A 17,538-nucleotide genomic window follows, 5' to 3' on the forward strand; every position below is an offset into this window, starting at 1 on the left:
GGTCGGCTATGCCGCCGCCGTGGTCTCCGCCCGCGCCCCACGCGCCTCGCGCATCCGCACCGCGTGCTCGTTGGTCCGCGCGTCATATGCCAGCAGCTTCGGCAGGGCCGTGGCCAGTGCCACCACCCCGGCCACGCACAGTACGCCGCCCGCCCACACCGAGGTCCGTACGGAGGTGACGGCCGCCATGCCGCCCGAGCGGACCTGGCCCAGCTGCGGACCGGCCGAGTACGACAGCAGCTCGATGCCGGCCAGGCGGCCGCGCAGCTCGTCGGGGATGGTCTGGTTCCACATGGCCGAGCGGAAGATGCCGCTGACCATGTCGCAGGCCCCGGCCGCGGCCAGGCTCAGCAGCACCAGCCAGACGTTGGACGCCCAGCCCGCGGCCGTCATGGCCAGTCCCCAGGCCGCCGCCGCGTACAGCACCGCCCGCCCGTGCCGGTGCACCCGTGAGGTCCAGCCGCTGGTCAGGCTGACCACGCAGGACCCGGCGGGCAGCGCCGCGTACATCAGGCCGAGAGCCCAGGGGGCACCCAGGTCGTCCGCCAGGAACGGGAAGATCGCCATCGGGAAGGCGAAGAGCATCGCGGTCAGGTCGACGGCGTACGTACCCAGCAGTTCCTTACGGTTCCAGGCGTAACGCGCGCCCTCCCAGATGCCGCGCAGCGACGGTTTCTCGGCGTCGTGCGAAGGGGGCGAGGCCGCCAGGCCGACCGCGAGGGCGACGGATATCGCGTACGTGACGGCGTCGATCGCGTACGCCCAGCGCAGCCCCGCGTACGCGATCAGCACGCCGGCCAGCGCGGGCCCGGCGATGGCGCCGATCTGCCAGCGCAGGGCGTTCAGCGCGGACGCCGCGGGCAGCTGGTCGTGCGGGACGATGCGCGGCACGATCGCGTCGAGGGCCGGGCGCTGGAGCCCGGTCAGCGCGCTGGCCGCGGCCACGATCACGTACAGCGGCCAGATCAGCGGGTGTGGCAGCACGCTGTTGAGCAGCAGCAACACCGACAGCAGGCCGAGCGCCGCCTCGGTCCACAGGATGAGCTTGCGGCGGTCCATGGCGTCCGCGAGCGCACCGCCGTACAGGCCGAAGACGATCAGCGGCACGATCTCCACCGCGCCCACCGCGCCGACCGCGAGCGTCGAGCCGGTCAGCTCCTTGAGCTGGAACGGCACGGCGACCAGCGTCAGGAACGACCCGAACACGGTCACCGCGCCCGCGCACCACATCCGGCGGAAGTCGGCGGACGAGCGCCAGGGCGCCAGGTCGGGGAGCAGTGCCGCGGCGCGGCGGCGTCGAGGGGGCTGGTCTGTTCCGGTCACAACGCACCATCGTGCGGTGGCGGTGCGCGGCGGGCAACGGATTTACGGGCGGGCCCGGGGCCTGCGGGCGCGGGCCCGAGCGCGCGCAGGCCCGGGGTGGTCGCGGCGGCTAACCGCCTAACGGGCGGACCGTTAGATCGCCGTTAGCAGGCCCCGGGAAGCTGGAGCCCGCTCGTCCAGCAGCACAGGTCGCGGCGGACAAGCGGTCGCAGGCCCGGCGACTGCGGGTGCGGCGGCGACTTCCGTCCGATCAGTGCCCTCCGGCGCCGTTCTCGTCCACCTCGGCACCTCCGGCGGCCCTCTGCCCGTCGTGGTGCGTCCAGAAAGGGATGCCCCCATGAGTTTCCCCATGAGTTTCCGCAAGCCCGGAACCCGCCCCCGGAAGCTGGCCGCCGGTCTGTGCACGGCAGCCGCCGTCGTAGCGCTCTCCGCGGGCGCCGCGGGCACCGCGAACGCCCAGCCGAACGGCTACCGGGTCTTCGGCGGCACCTACCCCGGCTACTCGCAGTGCGTCGCGGCGGGTTCGCTCAGCATCGGGCTCGGCCTCTACAGCCGCTACGAGTGCGAGGTCGCCGACGGCTCCAGCAATAGCAGCCCCTACTACCTCTGGTACGTGGACTGAGCCTCGTACGCCCGTAGCCCCGTACGCCCGTACGCCCCGGCCCCTTGCCGGGCGGCCTGTCGTCTCCTGATCCACCGCGGCGATGCACCGAGCCGCTCCGCGACCCCCTACATGACCCCCTACACAGAAGGACCGTGTTGTCATGTCCATAACTTCCCGTGGGCGCTCGCGCTCCATGGCCCGCTGGGCCACCACGGCCGCCACCCTGGCCGCACTCGCCGGCGGCGCGGCGGGCCTCGCCCCCGCCGCGCAGGCCGCACCGGCCGCCGCCCAGCCGGGCGGCACCGCCGCCCAGCCCGCCGGTGCCGCCGCCAAGGCCGCCCGTAGTGTGGGCGTCGCCTTCACCAACAGCACCTCCCAGCACCTGACCCGTGTCTCGTCCGGGCTCGCCCACGGGTGCTGGTCCGACAACGGGCTGCCGCAGGACTACGTCGCCCGGTCCGTCACCGCCACGTGGAAGAGCGAGTCCTGCGGGTTCGCCACCGGCACCGAGGGCCACACGACGTACCGGATCACCGGGACGTCGGACCAGGAGGTGACGATCCGCTGGAACAACCCCTACGCGGGCAGCAACTCCTACAGCTGTCAGGCTCCCGGTGGCTACCAATGCACCTGGTCGGGCGGCGGGGGGAACAACGCCACCGTCTCCTTCAGCCTGACGGGCGGCCCCGCGTACGCGGCGGCGAACCAGGTGCGCGGGGCCGCGGCCGGCGTCACTCCCGTGCGCAGTACCCAGGTCAAGGTCGTGAACGAGACGGACACACTGCTGGCCCGGTCCGGTGCGGGCCTGTCGCACGGGATCTGGAGCGGCGACAACCTGCCGCCCTCGCTCATCAAGCCCCACGAGTGGGCGTCGTGGAAGAGCGAGTCGGACGGTTTCGCCACCGGTACGGAGGGCTGGGCCGAGTACCTCATGTCGGGCGGCAGCAAGCTCATCGTGCGCTGGAACAACCCCTTCGCGGGGAGCAACTCCTACAGCTGTGAGCCGCCTCCGGGGCGCTCCTGCTCCCAGTCGGGCGGTGGCGGCAACAACGCCAAGGTCGTCTTCACGGTCAGCTGAGCACGCTCCACGGCTTCACCGGCCCGTCGCTCAACCGGCCCGCTTCTGGCACCACCGCATCCCACCACACCCCACCGAAGGGAACACCCGTCATGCGCAAGCCCCTCGTCGCGGCACTCTTGTGCCTGCCCCTGCTCTCCGCGACGGCGCTCGCCGCCCATGCGGCCGAGCCCCGGCCGGCCGTTGCCCAGGCCGCCACCCCCCGGCCGGGCATCACCGTTGCCGCCGCTTCCCTGCCGACCGCCGCTCAGGCCGCCGTCCACCAGTTCCGTGTCACCTCCGTCCGGTGGGACCTCAGCTCCACCAGCCCCGGGCAGGTCCGTGACTCCTACACCGCGTTCATGCGGTCGTTGCGCGACGCGGCGGGCGTGGTGATACGCGGCACCGGCGCCAGTGCGGTCTGGGAGACACGGGACAGCGACGAGATCATCGCCGTGGACGTCCGGCTGCCGAACCAGAGCCTCACGCTCTACCTGTCCGTCCGTGACCTCTACCTGCGCGGCTTCTCCACCGGCGCGGCGGGCAACGTGGTCCAGTTCAGGGACCCTGAGTTCAACCTCGGGCAGCGGCTCAACCGCAATGCCACCACCCTTCCCTACGGCGGGCACTACGTCGGCACCCGGAACGGCGTTGGCGGGCTGGAACACGACACCGACAGTCGGCAGCTGGAGATCTCCAGGGGAGGAGTTGTCGATGACCTGAACACGCTTGCCAATTTCGCCCGCGGACAGGGCGCTGCGAACAACCTCCGAGGTGATCTGGTCAGGGCCATCGCCGTGACGTCCGAGGCGGCCCGCTTCCGCGACATCGAGGCGCGGGTACGCCAGGGGCTGGGCAGCTCGGCCACCTTGAGCAGTCAGGAAGCCCGTGAGGAGAACGACTGGGGCCAGGGCTCCGCATTCATGTACCGGGCCAACAGGGTCCCGAACCCGGCGCCGACCCGCCTCGGCAACGAGACGCTCAACAACTGGGGCCAAGGCGCGTCCCACATGGCCATGCTGCTGATCACCCAGAAGTAGGCACCCCCGTCCGGCCGGGTGTGGCGCCGCCGCGCCGCACCCGGCCGGACGTGTGCCGTGCCTTGACGGCCAGTTGAGGGCTCCCTATGGTCACGCTGACAGAGGACGTCCTACGTCCGGCCGTCGGGGAGGACCCATGGCGCACGAGACTTCCCTTCCGTTCCGCGCCGGCTCCGAGGGCTACGCGAGCTTCCGCATCCCGGCCGTCGTCATCACCCGCCCCACCGCCCCGGCCGTGGACGGCGTCACCACCGCCCCCGGCACCCTGCTCGCCTTCGCCGAGGGCCGGGTGCGCAGCGCCGCCGACCACGGTGACATCGACCTCGTGCTGAAGCGCTCCGCCGACGGCGGCCGCACCTGGGGACCGCTCCAGGTCGTCGCCCACAACGGCGCCGGTACGGCGGGCAACCCGGCTCCGGTGGTGCTGGACGGCGGCCGGATCGTCCTCCTCCACGTACGCAACGCCGCCACCGCCACCGAGGACCGCATCCGCCGCGGTCTGGTGTCCGCGGCCGACGGGCGGCGCGTATGGGTGCAGCACAGCGACGACGACGGCGCCACGTGGAGCGCGCCGCGCGAGATCACGGCGCAGGCCAAGCGTTCCAACTGGCGCTGGTACGCCACCACCCCGGGCCACGCCCTGCAACTGCGCAACGGCCCGCACGCCGGCCGCCTGGTCGTCCCCGCCAACCACTCCATCGCCCCCACCTACTCCGGCGACAACGGCACCGAGGGCCGCTACAACGGCGGTCACGTCCTGCTCAGCGACGACGACGGCGCGAGCTGGCGCATCGGCTACACGGACAGCAAACCCAACAACTACATCAACGCCAACGAGACCACCGCGGCCGAACTCCCCGACGGCGCCCTCTACTTCAACACCCGCAACGACTCCCCGGCCCCCGGCAACCGCGCCGACGCCCGCTCCGCGCCCGAGTCGGGCGGCGAGCGGCTGATCAAGCCCTTCCGCCCGCAGGCCGGGCTGACCGGGCCCGTCGTCGAAGGCAGCGTGCTGCACCTGGGCGAGCCCGACGTGCTGCTCTTCTCCGGCCCCGCCGACCCGGCCGACCGCGCGCTGATGACCGTACGGGCGAGCCGGGACCGCGGCGTGACCTGGTACGCGGCGCACACCGTCGACGGGCTCCCGGCCGCCTACTCGGACCTCGTACGGATCGACGCCGCGACCGTCGGGCTGCTCTACGAGACGGGCGATTTCAGCGCCTATTCGACGATCACCTTCCGCCGCATCCCTGTGGAGGAGCTGGTATGAGCACCGGTACGTACGACGACGGCCGGGACCGGGGCCGAGATCCGGACCGGGGCCGAGATGCGGACCGGGACCGGGACCCGCACCGGAGCCAAGACCCGCACCGGGACCGGAGCCAAGCCCCCTACCGGGACCGGAAGCCCGGCCGCATCCGCCGCCGGGCCCTGCTCGGCGGGGCGGCCACGGCCGCCGCGGCCGCCGCCGGGTTCACGCTGGCCGGCTGCGGAGACGGCGGCGACGGGGACGGCGGCGCGGCACCGAAGGAGCGCAAGAAGGGCCAGAAGATCCAGCTGTCCTTCTGGTCATGGGTGCCGGGCATCGACAAACCGGTGGACCTGTGGAACCGCGAACACCCCGACGTGCAGGTCAAGGTGGAGAAGGTGTCCGCCGTCGACGGCCGCCAGTACGCCAAGATGCACGCCGCCGTCAAAGCCGGCAACCCGCCCGACCTCGCCCAGATCGAATTCCCCGTCGTCCCCGGATTCCTGCTGGACAACGCCCTCTTCGACCTGTCCGCCCTCGGCGCCGCCCGCTACAAGGACCGTTTCGTGGGCTGGCAGTGGCAGCAGTCCGTGTTCGGCCAGGGGGTGTACGCCATCCCGCAGGCGTCCGGCCCGATGGGCTTCTTCGTACGCCATGACCTCCTCGGCAAGTGGAACATCCAGCTGCCGCAGACCTGGGACGAGTATGAGGAGGCCGCCAAGGCCGTCCGGCGGCAGGGCGCCTGGATCGAGACGTTCGCACCCACGAACGGCAACCGCTTCGCCGGGCTGGCCTGGCAGGCGGGCGCCAAATGGTACGCCGCCGAGGGCGACACCTGGACCGTGCACATCGACGACGAGCCCACCCGCAAGGTCGCCGACTACTGGGAGTCGCTGGTCCGCCGCAAGCTGGTCAAGACCGTCCCGGACCGGCAGAACGCCTGGTACAAGGACATCCAGACGGGCGCCGTCCCCGCCTGGATCGGCGCCAGCTGGGGCGACGCGCTGCTCGCGGGCAACGCGCCGGGCACCAAGGGGAAGTGGCGCGTCGCACCGCTGCCCCAATGGCAGAAGGGCGCCAACGCGCATGCCAACTGGGGCGGCTCCACCACGGCCGTCTTCGCGAAGGCCTCCTACCCCAAGGACGCGCTGGCCTTCGCCCTCTGGCTCAACTCCGACCCCAAGTCCATCGCGCTGCTGATAGAGGGCGGTTACGGCTTCCCGAGCGCGAAGAAGGGCTACGCCACCGGCGACCTCGACGTGTACCGCGACTTCTTCGGCGGCCAGGCGTACAGCAAGGTGTTCGCGGACGCGGGCGCGCACGTCGACACGAGCTGGCAGTGGGGGCCGGGCGTGGACACCCTCTACCAGCGGCTCGGCGACGCCTTCACGGAAGCGCTGGACGACGGCAGCTCGTTCCGGTCGGTGCTGCGGACCGTACAGGCGCAGACCGTCTCCGACCTGCGGGGCAAGGGACTGAAGGTGGAGAGCGGCGGGTGAGGGGAGCTAACCGGACACGCAGCCGGGCCGCCCGTCCGGCCCGCCCCGTACGGCGCTCCCGCCACCCTCACCACCCCGCCACCCCCGGCTCACCCGTACCGAAGCCCGCAACGCCCGCGCCGCCGCCGGCTTCGTCCTGCCCTTCCTCGCCCTCTTCCTCCTCTGCTTCCTCGCCCCGATCGGCTACGCCGTCCACCAGAGCCTGCACCGCACCGAGCGCACCGGCCCGCTCGGCCTCGGCGGCCAGGAACGCGAGGTCTTCGCGGGCTTCGCGAACTACGCGCACGCGCTCGCCGACGACCGCTTCCTGACCGGCTTCGGCCGGGTCCTGCTCTTCGGTGCCGTCCAGATACCGCTGATGATCGCCTTGGCGACCGTCCTCGCCCTCCTCCTGGAGAGCGCGAGCGCGCGCGGCGTCACCTTCTTCCGCAGCGCGTTCTTCCTGCCGTACGGCGTCCCCGGCGTCATCGCCTCGATCCTGTGGGGCTTCCTGTACGTACCGGGCATCAGCCCGCTCGTGGAGCTCGCCGGGTCGCTCGGCCTGCACGTGGACTTCCTCGCCCGGGACACCGTCCTGTGGTCCATCGCCAACATCGTCCTGTGGCAGTTCACCGGCTACAACATGCTCGTACTGATCTCCCAGCTCAAGGCCGTGCCGGACGAGCTGTACGAGGCGGCGCGCATCGACGGCGCGAACGCCTGGCACATCGCCCGGCACATCAAGATCCCGCTGATCCGGCCCGCACTCGTGCTGACCACCGTCTTCAGCATCATCGGCACGCTCCAGCTGTTCGCCGAGCCGATGGTGCTGCGGCCCCTCGCCGCCACCATCGACTCCGGCTTCACCCCCAACCTGCACGCGTACAGCGAGGCGTTCGTGAGCAACAACCAGCACGTGGCGGCGGCCGAGGCGGTATTGCTGGCGCTGGTCGCCTGCGTGCTGTCGTTCGGCTTCCTGCGGCTGGTGGGGCAGCGGGGCGAGGGGGGCGACAGGTGACCCGTACCACTCTCCACGAGACCCCCCTACCCGTACGCCCGCCCGGGGCCGCCGCCCGCCCGTCCGGCACGGCCACCCGCCCACCCCTCCGCTACCGCGTCATCACCGCCTCCCTCCTCACCGTCGCCGCGATCTACTTCCTCGTCCCCGTCTACTGGCTGATCGTCTCCGCCACCAAGAACAGCGCCGACCTCTTCGGCACCTTCGGCTTCTGGTTCGCCCACCCGCGCCCTCTGGAGTACCTCCGCGACGTCCTCACCTACGATCACGGCGTCTACGTCCGCTGGTTCGCGAACTCCCTGCTGTACGCGGGCGCGGGCGCGCTCGCCGCCACCCTGCTCTCCGCCGCGGCCGGTTACGGGCTCGCCAAATTCCCGTTCCCGGGCCGCGAGGCCGTCTTCAACCTCGTCCTGGCGGGCGTCCTCATCCCCGGTACCGCCCTGGCGCTCCCCCTCTACTTCCTCTTCAGCTCCATGGGCCTGGCCAACACCTACTGGGCGGTGCTCCTCCCCAGCGTCGTGAGCCCCTTCGGCGTCTACCTCTGCCGGATCTACGCGGCGGCCGCCGTACCCGACTCGCTCCTGGAGGCGGCCCGCATCGACGGCGCGGGCGAGGCCCGCATCTTCGCCGGGCTGGGCCTACGCCTCATGACCCCGGCCCTGGTCACCGTCTTCCTCTTCCAGTTCGTCCACATCTGGAACAACTATTTCCTGCCGCTGGTCATGCTCGCCGACTCCGACCTCTACCCCGTCCAGCTCGGCCTGACGTCCTGGACCGGCTACGCGGACCGGCAGCCGGAGCTGTACCAGTACACGGTGGGCGGCGCGTTCCTGTCCGTACTGCCGCTGATGGTGCTGATGACGGTCCTCCAGCGGTACTGGCGTACGGGCCTCACCGAGGGCAGCGTGAAGGCGTGACAGTATCGCTGTCATGACTACTTCCGACGACGCACAGTCCGCCGCCACCACGGCCGAAGCAGCCAAGAAGAAGCCTGCGAAGGACCCCTGGGACCTCCCCGACGTCTCCGGCCTCGTCGTCGGCGTCCTCGGCGGCACCGGCGACCAGGGGCGCGGCCTGGCGTACCGGCTCGCCCGCGCCGGCCAGAAGGTGATCATCGGCTCGCGCGCGGCGGAGCGGGCACAGGCCGCCGCCGACGAGCTGGGCCACGGCGTCGAGGGCGCGGACAACGCGGAGTGCGCGCGGCGCAGCGACATCGTCATCGTGGCCGTACCGTGGGACGGCCACGCCAAGACCCTCCAGTCCCTCCGCGAGGAACTCGCGGGCAAGCTCGTCGTCGACTGCGTCAACCCCCTCGGCTTCGACAAGAAGGGCGCCTACGCGCTCAAGCCGGAGGAGGGCAGCGCCGCCGAGCAGGCCGCGGCCCTGCTTCCCGACTCCCGCGTCACCGCCGCCTTCCACCACCTCTCCGCGGTCCTCCTCCAGAACCCGGAGATCGAGGAGATCGACACCGACGTGATGGTCCTCGGCGAGTCCCGCGCCGACACCGACCAGGTCCAGGCCCTGGCCGCCCGCATCCCCGGCATGCGCGGCATCTACGCGGGCCGCCTGCGCAACGCGCACCAGGTCGAGTCCCTGGTGGCCAACCTGATCTCCACCAACCGGCGCTACAAAGCGCATGCGGGCCTGCGCATCACGGACGTATAGTCCGGGCCGTCAGCCCCCTCCTCCTCCCACGAAAAGGAATGGTGACGCCATGCAGTGGTTGCCCTAGCCGCCCGCCCGGAAGGTCCGGGAGCCCGGGCGGCGGGTTCCGGAAGGAACGCGATGTCCCGCACGGACAAAACGAAACCACTGTGGGTACGCCACGCGGAGCACGGCCCCCGGCCGGTCCACGACCACCGCTACGGCCCCTGCGACCTCCCGCCCCACCCGACGCGGGAGGCCGCAGGCACCCGCTGTCGCTGGGAGCACCCCGGCACGCTCCTCCTCGGCCACACCTGCTGTGCCGGCTGCCAGCGGCGCGGCTGCACGAAGGAGTGGCAGGCGTACGTACGCTCCGGCAACCGCAGGACACGCCATGCGGCCCGGCGTGCGGCGAGGCGCTACGTCACCGGGGACTGGGCCGACTGACCTCCCTCTACGGGCCCCTGGGGCGGCCGGGCGCCGCCCCAGGGGGCCCGACCGTCCCCCGGTCCCCGGCCGCCCGGGGCCCTCGGCCCCCGCCCCACGGTCATGGTGGACACTGGGAGAAAACACCACACCCCACCCACAGGAGCCGACCCCATGCCCCGCCTCGCCGTCTTCGCCCTCGTCGTCTGCGCCCTCGCCGTCGCCGCGGCCGTCGTCTCGTTCGCCCAGGGCAGCTGGCTCGGCATCGTGTGGATCTTGATGGCGGGGATCAGCAGCAACATGGCGTGGTTCTATGTGCGGAAGGCGAAGATGGAGCGCGCGGGCCAGGACGGTGCGGCCGCAGCCGGCTGAGAACCGCCTGGTCAGAGCGCGTACGGATCGGCGCGCACGGCGTCTCCGAGGTGCTTGAGGGCATCGCGGAGCGCGGGTGGGGCTCCGGTGGCGGCGAGGCCGTTGCGTACGGCCTCGTCCAGCAGCCGCCGGGTACGTACGGACGCGGTCTCACCGACGGTGGGTACTATCGCGGCCACCAGCTCTTCGGCGTCGCGCCACGCGCGGAGGTGCAGTAGGCAGTCCAGGAGTCGGGCGGCGGCCATGCCCCGATGCCCGACGACGGGTCCGCCTCGCTGCTCCGCGGAGCTCTGGAGGAAAGGGACGGCCCCTGCGTGGTCGCCCGCGGTCTGGATGGCGTGTCCGTGATGCCCGTCGATCTCATCAGTCAGGATCCACCACGACCACGCCGGATCTTGAGACGTGCCGTCGCACTCCAGCAGCGACCGCGCCCTGTCGAACAAGCGACCGGCCTCGGCGAGGGCACCGCAGCCCGCGAGCCCCTTCGCCTCCCGCACGCGGAAGATCGCCTCGACCCGGGGCGACAGGCGGTCCTGCTCGATGACCGCACGCGCCACGGCCAGCTCCTCGCGGCAGCGGCCGAGCCAGCCGGAATGCATCGCGATGTTCTGCAGAATGAGCAACTCCATCGACCGGTCGCCGGACAGCTTCGCCAGAAACAGCGCCTCTTGATTGAAACGCCGCGCGGCGTCGTGCAGCTCGGCGTCGAAGAGGGCCCAGCCGGCGACCTCGGCCAGCTCGCTCGCGGCCGATCTGATGTCGCGTCCGTACGTGCTGTCGTAGTCGCCGTCTCCCAGCCGCCGGTGCACGCTTTTGAAGGTACGTGCCGCCACTTCGGCGATCGGCATTCCCGTCAACTCGTTGTCCAGAAAGATCAGCCGCTGGGACGCTTCCCGGATCGCCTGCGCGTACTCGGCCCCGCGCGTTTCGTTCAGACGCAGCAGCGGCACGCGCTCGTGCACGTCCTCGCGCAACCGCCCCACCGAAACGTCCAAGGCCGCGGCGATGAAGGGCAGCCATTCCCGGGGAACCCGCTTCCCCGTCTCCCACCTGCTGACTTCCTTCCGCGTCACAGGATCGCCGCAGACACCGGCGGCCTTGCAGACCTCACGCGCCAACCACGCTTGCGAGCGCTCGCCCCGGAGGTGACGGATGCGAGCCCCGATGTTTTCCGGCATGACTCCATACTGGCCGACACGGGGCCGACAAGAGGCCGGCATGGGGCGGCTGTTGTACGTGGTGGCGTGGCGACACGATTGCCTCATGAACCAATACCGAGGAACCCTCGACCCCCCCCCGTCCACCTGCTGGATCCGTTCGCAGGAGACATCAACCCCATTCCGAGGGACGGCTGCGCCCGTTGCGCGGCGGAGGCCGCGCGGCGGGAGGGGGCGCGGGATGCGGGGCATCTCTTCGTGGCCGTGGAAGCGAGCAATGAGATTCGTCGGCACCCGCGTCACCGGGTTGTTCAGGGGGACGTTAGTGGTGCGGGAGTGGGTCCCGGTCCGGTACAGCACAGGCGAGGAGCGTACGTCGTGGCTTGGTGGTTGACGAAGAACGGGAATCCGCAGGACGACAGCGACAGCGGCAACAAGCACGGGGGCGGCGGCTCGGACGAGGGCGGCAACACGAACGACGGCCAGGGCCCGGCGGAAGGCCGGTGACCGTGCACGAGGAAATGGCGGCGGGTCCGGAAGGGCTCGCCGCTGTGCTCATGGGGAAGGGGGCGCTGACGAGTGACTGGCTGCCGTCCTACGAGGCGGTGCCGCGTCATCGGTTTGTGCCCGAGGTGATCTGGCCCGGTCGTGGGGGTGGAAATCGGCAGGGTGATCGGGTGATGCGTGGTGAGGAGCCCGAGGCGTGGTGGGTGGCTGTTCATCGTGACGCGCCGATTACGACGCAATGGGATGACGGGGAGTACACCGGGCCCGGGAAGGGGCGCATTCCGTCCAGTTCCAGTTCGATGCCGACGATGGTGTTTTCGATGCTGGGCGCGTTGAGCGTGGAAAAGGGGCATCGGGTGCTGGAGATCGGCACCGGTACCGGGTGGAACGCGGCGCTGCTGTCCCACCGGGTCGGGGCGGAGAATGTCGTCACCGTGGAGGTGGATGAAGGTAGCGCCCGGGACGCGCGGCGGCGCCTTGCGGAGGCGGGGTTCGAGCCGCTGGCCGTCGTCGGGGACGGGGCCGAGGGATACGCCGAGGGCGGACCGTACGATCGCGTGATCGCCACGTGTTCCATCGGCCGTGTGCCGCGGGCATGGGTGACGCAGACGAAGCCGGGCGGGATTGTGGTCGCCCCTTGGGGGCCGGTCTACGGGGGCGAGGCGGTGGTCCGGCTTTCCGTGGCCGGAGACGGGACGGCGGCGGGTCGGTTTGTGGGGGCCTCGGCATTTATGCGGCTGCGTGCTCAGCGTTCCGTCCGTAAACACGTACGGGAATATCTCGGAGGTCGTGATTGGCCGGCGGATGGGGTGCGCGGTACGACCTTTCTTTCCCCGGATGCGGTGGGGGACTGGCCGGTCATGTTCGCCATCGGGGTGCAAGTGCCGAATGCGTTTCCGTGGATGGAACCGTACGAGGACGGCTCCTATACGTTGTGGCTCCGGGATACGGCTGTCACCTCGTGGGCGACGGTCGATTACGTACCGGGGTGTGTGGAGTTCGAGGTTTATCAGAGCGGTCCCCGGCGGCTGTGGGATGAAGTGGTTGCTGCCCATCGTTGGTGGGAGGGGCGGGGAAGGCCGGGGTTTGAGCGGTTCGGGCTGACCGTGGACGGGGGCGGCGAGTGGGTGTGGCTGGATTCGCCGGACAGGCCGGTGTCGGTGGTGGGCTGACCGTTCGGGGGCGCCGGGAGGCGGTGGCCCGTACGGTTACGCCCCCCCTGCCCCACCCACCTGCGGAATCTGCGGTTCCCCCTGCCAGAACCGGAACAGTTCCTGGCCCCAGTATGTGTCCCAGTTGCTGACGCCGAGGCCGCGGAGGATCGCGTCGACCGCGTCGAAGAAGACGTGGTTGATTTCCGGGACCCACAGCAGGCCGAAGACGGCGATCAGGCCGAAGGGGGCGAAGGGTTCCACCTGGCGGCGGATGGTGTGGGAGAGCCAGGGTTCGAGGACGCCGTAGCCGTCGAGGCCGGGGACCGGGAGGAAGTTCAGGATGGCGGCGGTCACCTGGAGGAGGGCCAGGAAGGCCAGGGCGTAGCGGAAGTCGCGTGGGACGTCGTCCATGGCGCCGAGCCAGAAGGGGGCCGAGACGACCGCGGCGAAGAGGACGTTCGTCAGGGGGCCGGCCGCCGAGATCAGGCTGTGCCGCCAGCGGCCCCGGATGCGGCCGCGTTCGATGAAGACCGCGCCGCCCGGCAGGCCGATGCCGCCCAGGATCACGAAGATCACCGGGAGGACGATGCTGAGGAGCGCGTGGGTGTATTTGAGGGGGTTGAGGGTGAGGTAGCCCTTGGCGCCGATGGAGATGTCGCCGCTGTGCAGGGCGGTACGGGCGTGGGCGTACTCGTGGAGGCACAGCGAGACGATCCACCCGGAGACGACGAACAGGAAGACCGCGAAGCCCGGGCTGGCCGCGAGGCGTCCGGTCCAGACGGCCCACCCCGACACCGCCATGACGGCGACGAGCGCGAGGAAGACCGGGCTGACGCGGCGGTCGGCGCGCTGTGCTGCTGTGGTCATCGTGTGGTGCTCCCGGTTTCGCTGTGACAGGCAGTCACGACCGTAATCCACGGACGCGGCGACCGTGCACGGAAAACGACAGGCGGCGGGCCGGGAGTTCCGGGCAGGCTGGCCCCATGACGGATACGGGGGCGGGACGGACGGGGTGCTCCGGGCGGGCCCGGCGGGGGGACGGGCCGTACGGGGCCGTGGCGCGCGGGGAGTGTGGGCCGTGAACCGATCGTACGTACAGGACAATGGTCCGGTGCGCTACGGAATCCTCGGTACGGCCCAGGCCCACCGGAGCGACGGGACGCCCGTCGCCCTCGGCGGGCCCCGCCTGCGCACGCTGCTCACGGCGCTCGCGCTGCGCCCCGGCCGGGCCCTCACCGCCGAGCTGCTGATCGCCGACATCTGGGGCCCGGAGCCGCCCGCCGACGCGACCGGCGCGTTGCAGGCGCTGATCGCGCGGCTGCGCCGGTCCGTCGGCCGGGAGGCGATCGCCTCCGTACCCGGCGGGTACCGGCTCTGTGCCGTCCCCGCCGACGTCGACCTGCACCGTTTTGAGCAGCTGGCGGACGAGGGGGCCGTGGCGCTGGCCGACGGCGATCCGGTCAAGGCCGCCGCGCTGCTCGACGACGCTCTGGCGCTGTGGCGCGGCCCGGCGCTGGCCGACCTCCCGGAGGCGGCGGGTGAGGCCGCCCGCGCCGAACGTGCGCACCTGGAGGCCCGGCGTGCCCGGCTCGCCGCCGAGGTCGCCCTCGGCCGGCCCGGCCAGGCCCTGCCCGCGCTGACGGCCCTGTGCGAGGACCATCCCCTCGACGAACCGCTCCAGGTCTTGCGTCTACGCGCGCTGCGGGCGGCGGGGCGCACGGCCGAAGCGCTCGATGCGTACGCCTCGGTACGGGCCGCCATCGCCGACCGCCTCGGCACGGAACCTGGTCCCGAACTGCGCGCGCTGCACATGGGGTTGTTGCAGGAGGAGGAGCAGGCGGCGGGGGAGGCGGTGGCTCCGGCGGGGGAGGCGGTGGCTCGCCAGGCGGAGGAAGCGGCTGACGATCATCCGGCCCCGGCCCCTCGCCGCGGCAATCTTCGTACCCGTCCCACCTCCTTCGTCGGGCGGGAGGACGACCTGGCGGTGATCCGGGCCGACCTGGGCATGCACCGGCTGGTGACGCTGCTCGGGCCGGGCGGGGCGGGAAAGACGCGGCTCTCGCAGGAGAGTGCCGAGGCGGCGGCCGCCGCGGCGCCCGGGATGTGGCCGGACGGCGTGTGGTTCGCGGAGCTGGCGCCCGTGGACGATCCGCAGACCGTGCCGGAGGCGGTGCTCACCGCGCTCGGGGCGCGTGAGACCGTCGTACGCACCACCGCCGACGAACTGCGCGCCGCCGCCGACCCGACCACGTACGACCCGATGGCGCGCCTCGCCGAGCACTGCGCGAGCCGCCGGATGCTGCTCGTCCTCGACAACTGCGAGCATGTGATCGGCGCCGCCGCCGACCTGGCGGACCGGCTGCTGGCCGAGTGTCCCGGGGTGACCGTGCTGGCCACCAGCCGGGAGCCGCTGGCCGTGCCGGGGGAGGCGCTGCGGCCGGTGGAACCGCTGCCCGACCCGGTCGCGCTGCGGCTGCTGGCGGACCGTGGTGCGGCCGCCCGGCCCGGGTTCCGCGTCGAGGACGACCCGGTCGCGTGCGCGGAGATCTGCCGACGGCTCGACGGGCTGCCGCTCGCCATCGAACTGGCCGCGGCCCGGCTGCGCTTGCTCACCCCGCGCCAGCTCGCCGACCGGCTGGACGACCGGTTCCGGCTGCTGACCAGCGGAAGCCGTACCGTACTGCCCCGGCAGCAGACGCTGCGGGCGGTGGTGGACTGGTCCTGGGACCTGCTCGACGACCCCGAGCGCGCCGTGCTGCGCCGGCTGTCCGTCTTCTCCGGAGGGTGCGACCTCGCCCAGGCGGAGGTGGTCTGCGCGGACGGGGCGGGAGAACGGGGTACGGGTGGTCCGGTGGCTCCCCGCGACGTCGCCGCCCTGCTCGGGTCGCTGATCGACAAGTCGCTGGTCGTCGCCGCGCCGGGCGGGGACGGACGGATGCGCTACCGGCTGCTGGAGACCGTCTCGGAGTACGCCGGTGAGCGGCTGGACGAGGCGGGGGAGCGGGCCGCGGCCGAGCGGCGGCACCTGGTCGCGTACCGCGAACTGGCCCGTACGGCCGACCCGTTGCTGCGCGGACCGGCCCAGCGGGCCTGGCTGGAGCGGCTGGAGCTGGAGCACGACAACCTGCGGACCGCGCTGCGCCGGGCCGTCGCCGTCCGCGACGAGCAGGAGGCGCTGTGCCTGGTGCTGTCCCTCCAGTGGTTCTGGTCGCTGCGCGACCACCGCGCCGACGCCCGCGCCTGGTCGGCCGCCGTGGCGGCGCTCGGCCCCGATCCCTTCGCGCCGCCCGTCGTGCCCGCGCCCGATCTGTACGCGCGGCCCATCGACGCGCCGCCGCCGATGGATCCGGAGCAGTTGCAGGAGGCGCGTCGCGAGGTCCGGCTGGTGGGGCTGTCCAATTCGGACAGCGACATCGCGGTCCTGGGCAACCCGGAGCGGCGGGAGGAGCTGATGGGCATCCTGGCCGCGTACCGCAGCGGCATGCCGCAGACGTGCAAGGTGCCGGGCGTCCTGTGGTACTACGCGATGATGATGACGGGCCGCTTCGACGACCTGGCGCACCTCGTCCACCAGGCGGTGAGCGCCTGCCGGGAGTACGGCTACGACTGGGAGCTGGCGTACGTCCTCCAGCTGCGCGCCAAGATCTTCAACGACCGCCGGGACGGGCTGGCCCAGGCCCGCCAGGACGCCGACGAGTCCCTGGAGATCTTCGTCCGGCTCGGTGACGCGTGGGGCGCGGCGGAAGCCCTGGCCGGGCGCGGCGAGGCCCGCGAGGGGCGGGGCGAGTACGCGCTCGCGGCCGACGACTACCGGGAGGCCATGCGCTACGCCGAAGCACTGGGGGCGTCCGGCCAGATCCTGCTGCTGCGGACCCGGCTCGGCAACGTCCTGATCGAGGAAGGGGCGGAGGCGGACGGCGAGCGCCTGTTGCGCGAAGTGCTCGAACAGGCGAAGAAGGGCAACAGCGGCCGGGACGCGGCACCGTTCGCGCACCTCACGCTCGCCATGCACCTCACCTGTGTCGGGCGGCTGCGGGAAGCGCGCGTCCACCTGGAAGAGGTGCGGGAGCTGTTCGCGCAGCGGGCCCCGCAGCTGTTCCAGGGCGTCGTGATCGCGGCACTGGTCGGCCTGGACATCGAGGAAGGGCGCTTCGACGATGTGCTGCCCCGCTTCCGCACGGCGATGCCCAAGTTCCGGGACGAGCTGGTGCAGGTGGTCGCGCCGGACCTGCCGGTCGTCCAACTGCTCACCGGCGCGCGGGCGGTGCTGGGCGTACGGCGAGAGGCGGGCGCGGCGGACGCGGCGCGGCTGATCGGTGCCTACGACGCGCTGCGCAGCAACTCCCACCGGCCGCCGCGGATCATCCGGAAGAACCGGGCGAGCGCCGAGGCGGAGGTCCGCGCGGTCCTCGACGACGCCGCCTACGAGCGGGCCCACGCCGAAGGCGGCGGCCTTTCTCTCGAAGAAGCCGCCGCTCTCATCTGACGCGAGCCGGGCGAAGGTGACGC

Annotated in this window: 16 protein-coding genes; 13 read left to right on the forward strand and 3 right to left on the reverse strand. The window is 72.0% G+C overall.

Translation table 11 applies throughout. The features are described from left to right. Positions 1 to 6 precede the first annotated feature (6 nt). Complete coding sequence (locus tag CP973_RS10075; protein WP_150243393.1) at positions 7 to 1,230, reverse strand: MFS transporter; 1,224 nt, start codon at positions 1,228 to 1,230, stop codon at positions 7 to 9. 430 nt (positions 1,231 to 1,660) lie between these two features. On the opposite strand from CP973_RS10075, the gene CP973_RS10080 reads away from it, so the two are divergent. The 10 genes from CP973_RS10080 to CP973_RS10125 all read left to right on the forward strand — a co-directional run bounded on the left by CP973_RS10080 (position 1,661) and on the right by CP973_RS10125 (position 10,211). Continuing rightward, entirely contained in the window at positions 1,661 to 1,945 is a 285-nt protein-coding gene (locus CP973_RS10080) for a hypothetical protein (RefSeq protein ID WP_150239456.1), read from the forward strand. Between the two features lie 142 nt (positions 1,946 to 2,087). Beyond that, positions 2,088 to 3,005, forward strand: a complete 918-nt coding sequence (locus tag CP973_RS10085; RefSeq protein WP_150239458.1) for a Crystal protein ET79 — start codon at positions 2,088 to 2,090, stop codon at positions 3,003 to 3,005. Between the two features lie 92 nt (positions 3,006 to 3,097). Next, positions 3,098 to 4,024 (forward strand): ribosome-inactivating family protein, encoded by a 927-nt coding sequence (locus tag CP973_RS10090; protein ID WP_150239460.1) that lies wholly within the window; start codon positions 3,098 to 3,100, stop codon positions 4,022 to 4,024. A gap of 136 nt (positions 4,025 to 4,160) precedes the next feature. Next, positions 4,161 to 5,294, forward strand: coding sequence for a sialidase family protein (locus CP973_RS10095; RefSeq protein ID WP_150239462.1), 1,134 nt, complete (start codon positions 4,161 to 4,163; stop codon positions 5,292 to 5,294). Beyond that, entirely contained in the window at positions 5,291 to 6,772 is a 1,482-nt protein-coding gene (locus CP973_RS10100) for an ABC transporter substrate-binding protein (protein ID WP_150239465.1), read from the forward strand. The genes CP973_RS10095 and CP973_RS10100 overlap by 4 nt, the downstream gene beginning before the upstream one ends. 136 nt (positions 6,773 to 6,908) lie before the next feature. Next, a complete protein-coding gene (locus CP973_RS10105; protein WP_150239466.1) occupies positions 6,909 to 7,769 on the forward strand; it encodes a carbohydrate ABC transporter permease in 861 nt (286 codons plus the stop codon). 101 nt (positions 7,770 to 7,870) lie between these two features. Then, positions 7,871 to 8,686 (forward strand): carbohydrate ABC transporter permease, encoded by an 816-nt coding sequence (locus CP973_RS10110; RefSeq protein WP_208853243.1) that lies wholly within the window; start codon positions 7,871 to 7,873, stop codon positions 8,684 to 8,686. A 13-nt stretch (positions 8,687 to 8,699) separates the two neighbouring features. Continuing rightward, positions 8,700 to 9,434, forward strand: a complete 735-nt coding sequence (gene npdG / locus CP973_RS10115) for an NADPH-dependent F420 reductase (RefSeq protein WP_150239469.1) — start codon at positions 8,700 to 8,702, stop codon at positions 9,432 to 9,434. Between the two features lie 120 nt (positions 9,435 to 9,554). Then, positions 9,555 to 9,860, forward strand: coding sequence for a hypothetical protein (locus tag CP973_RS10120; protein ID WP_150239471.1), 306 nt, complete (start codon positions 9,555 to 9,557; stop codon positions 9,858 to 9,860). A gap of 153 nt (positions 9,861 to 10,013) precedes the next feature. After that, positions 10,014 to 10,211: a hypothetical protein gene (locus CP973_RS10125; protein ID WP_003985047.1), complete on the forward strand. Its 198-nt coding sequence runs from the start codon at positions 10,014 to 10,016 to the stop codon at positions 10,209 to 10,211. 11 nt (positions 10,212 to 10,222) lie between these two features. Here the strand turns inward: CP973_RS10125 and CP973_RS10130 are convergent, their stop codons facing one another. Further along, entirely contained in the window at positions 10,223 to 11,389 is a 1,167-nt protein-coding gene (locus CP973_RS10130) for a helix-turn-helix transcriptional regulator (protein ID WP_150239473.1), read from the reverse strand. A gap of 357 nt (positions 11,390 to 11,746) precedes the next feature. On the opposite strand from CP973_RS10130, the gene CP973_RS41375 reads away from it, so the two are divergent. Next, entirely contained in the window at positions 11,747 to 11,875 is a 129-nt protein-coding gene (locus CP973_RS41375) for a hypothetical protein (RefSeq protein ID WP_280119003.1), read from the forward strand. Next, positions 11,872 to 13,047, forward strand: coding sequence for a methyltransferase domain-containing protein (locus CP973_RS10140; RefSeq protein WP_244409363.1), 1,176 nt, complete (start codon positions 11,872 to 11,874; stop codon positions 13,045 to 13,047). The genes CP973_RS41375 and CP973_RS10140 overlap by 4 nt, the downstream gene beginning before the upstream one ends. Positions 13,048 to 13,083: 36 nt before the next feature. Here CP973_RS10140 and CP973_RS10145 read toward each other — a convergent pair whose 3' ends face one another. Then, complete coding sequence (locus CP973_RS10145; RefSeq protein WP_150239475.1) at positions 13,084 to 13,896, reverse strand: site-2 protease family protein; 813 nt, start codon at positions 13,894 to 13,896, stop codon at positions 13,084 to 13,086. Positions 13,897 to 14,140: 244 nt separating this feature from the next. On the opposite strand from CP973_RS10145, the gene CP973_RS10150 reads away from it, so the two are divergent. Next, positions 14,141 to 17,515, forward strand: a complete 3,375-nt coding sequence (locus CP973_RS10150; RefSeq protein ID WP_150243397.1) for an AfsR/SARP family transcriptional regulator — start codon at positions 14,141 to 14,143, stop codon at positions 17,513 to 17,515. Positions 17,516 to 17,538 lie beyond the last annotated feature (23 nt).

Source organism: Streptomyces albofaciens JCM 4342 (genome assembly GCF_008634025.1).
Taxonomy (GTDB): domain Bacteria; phylum Actinomycetota; class Actinomycetes; order Streptomycetales; family Streptomycetaceae; genus Streptomyces; species Streptomyces albofaciens.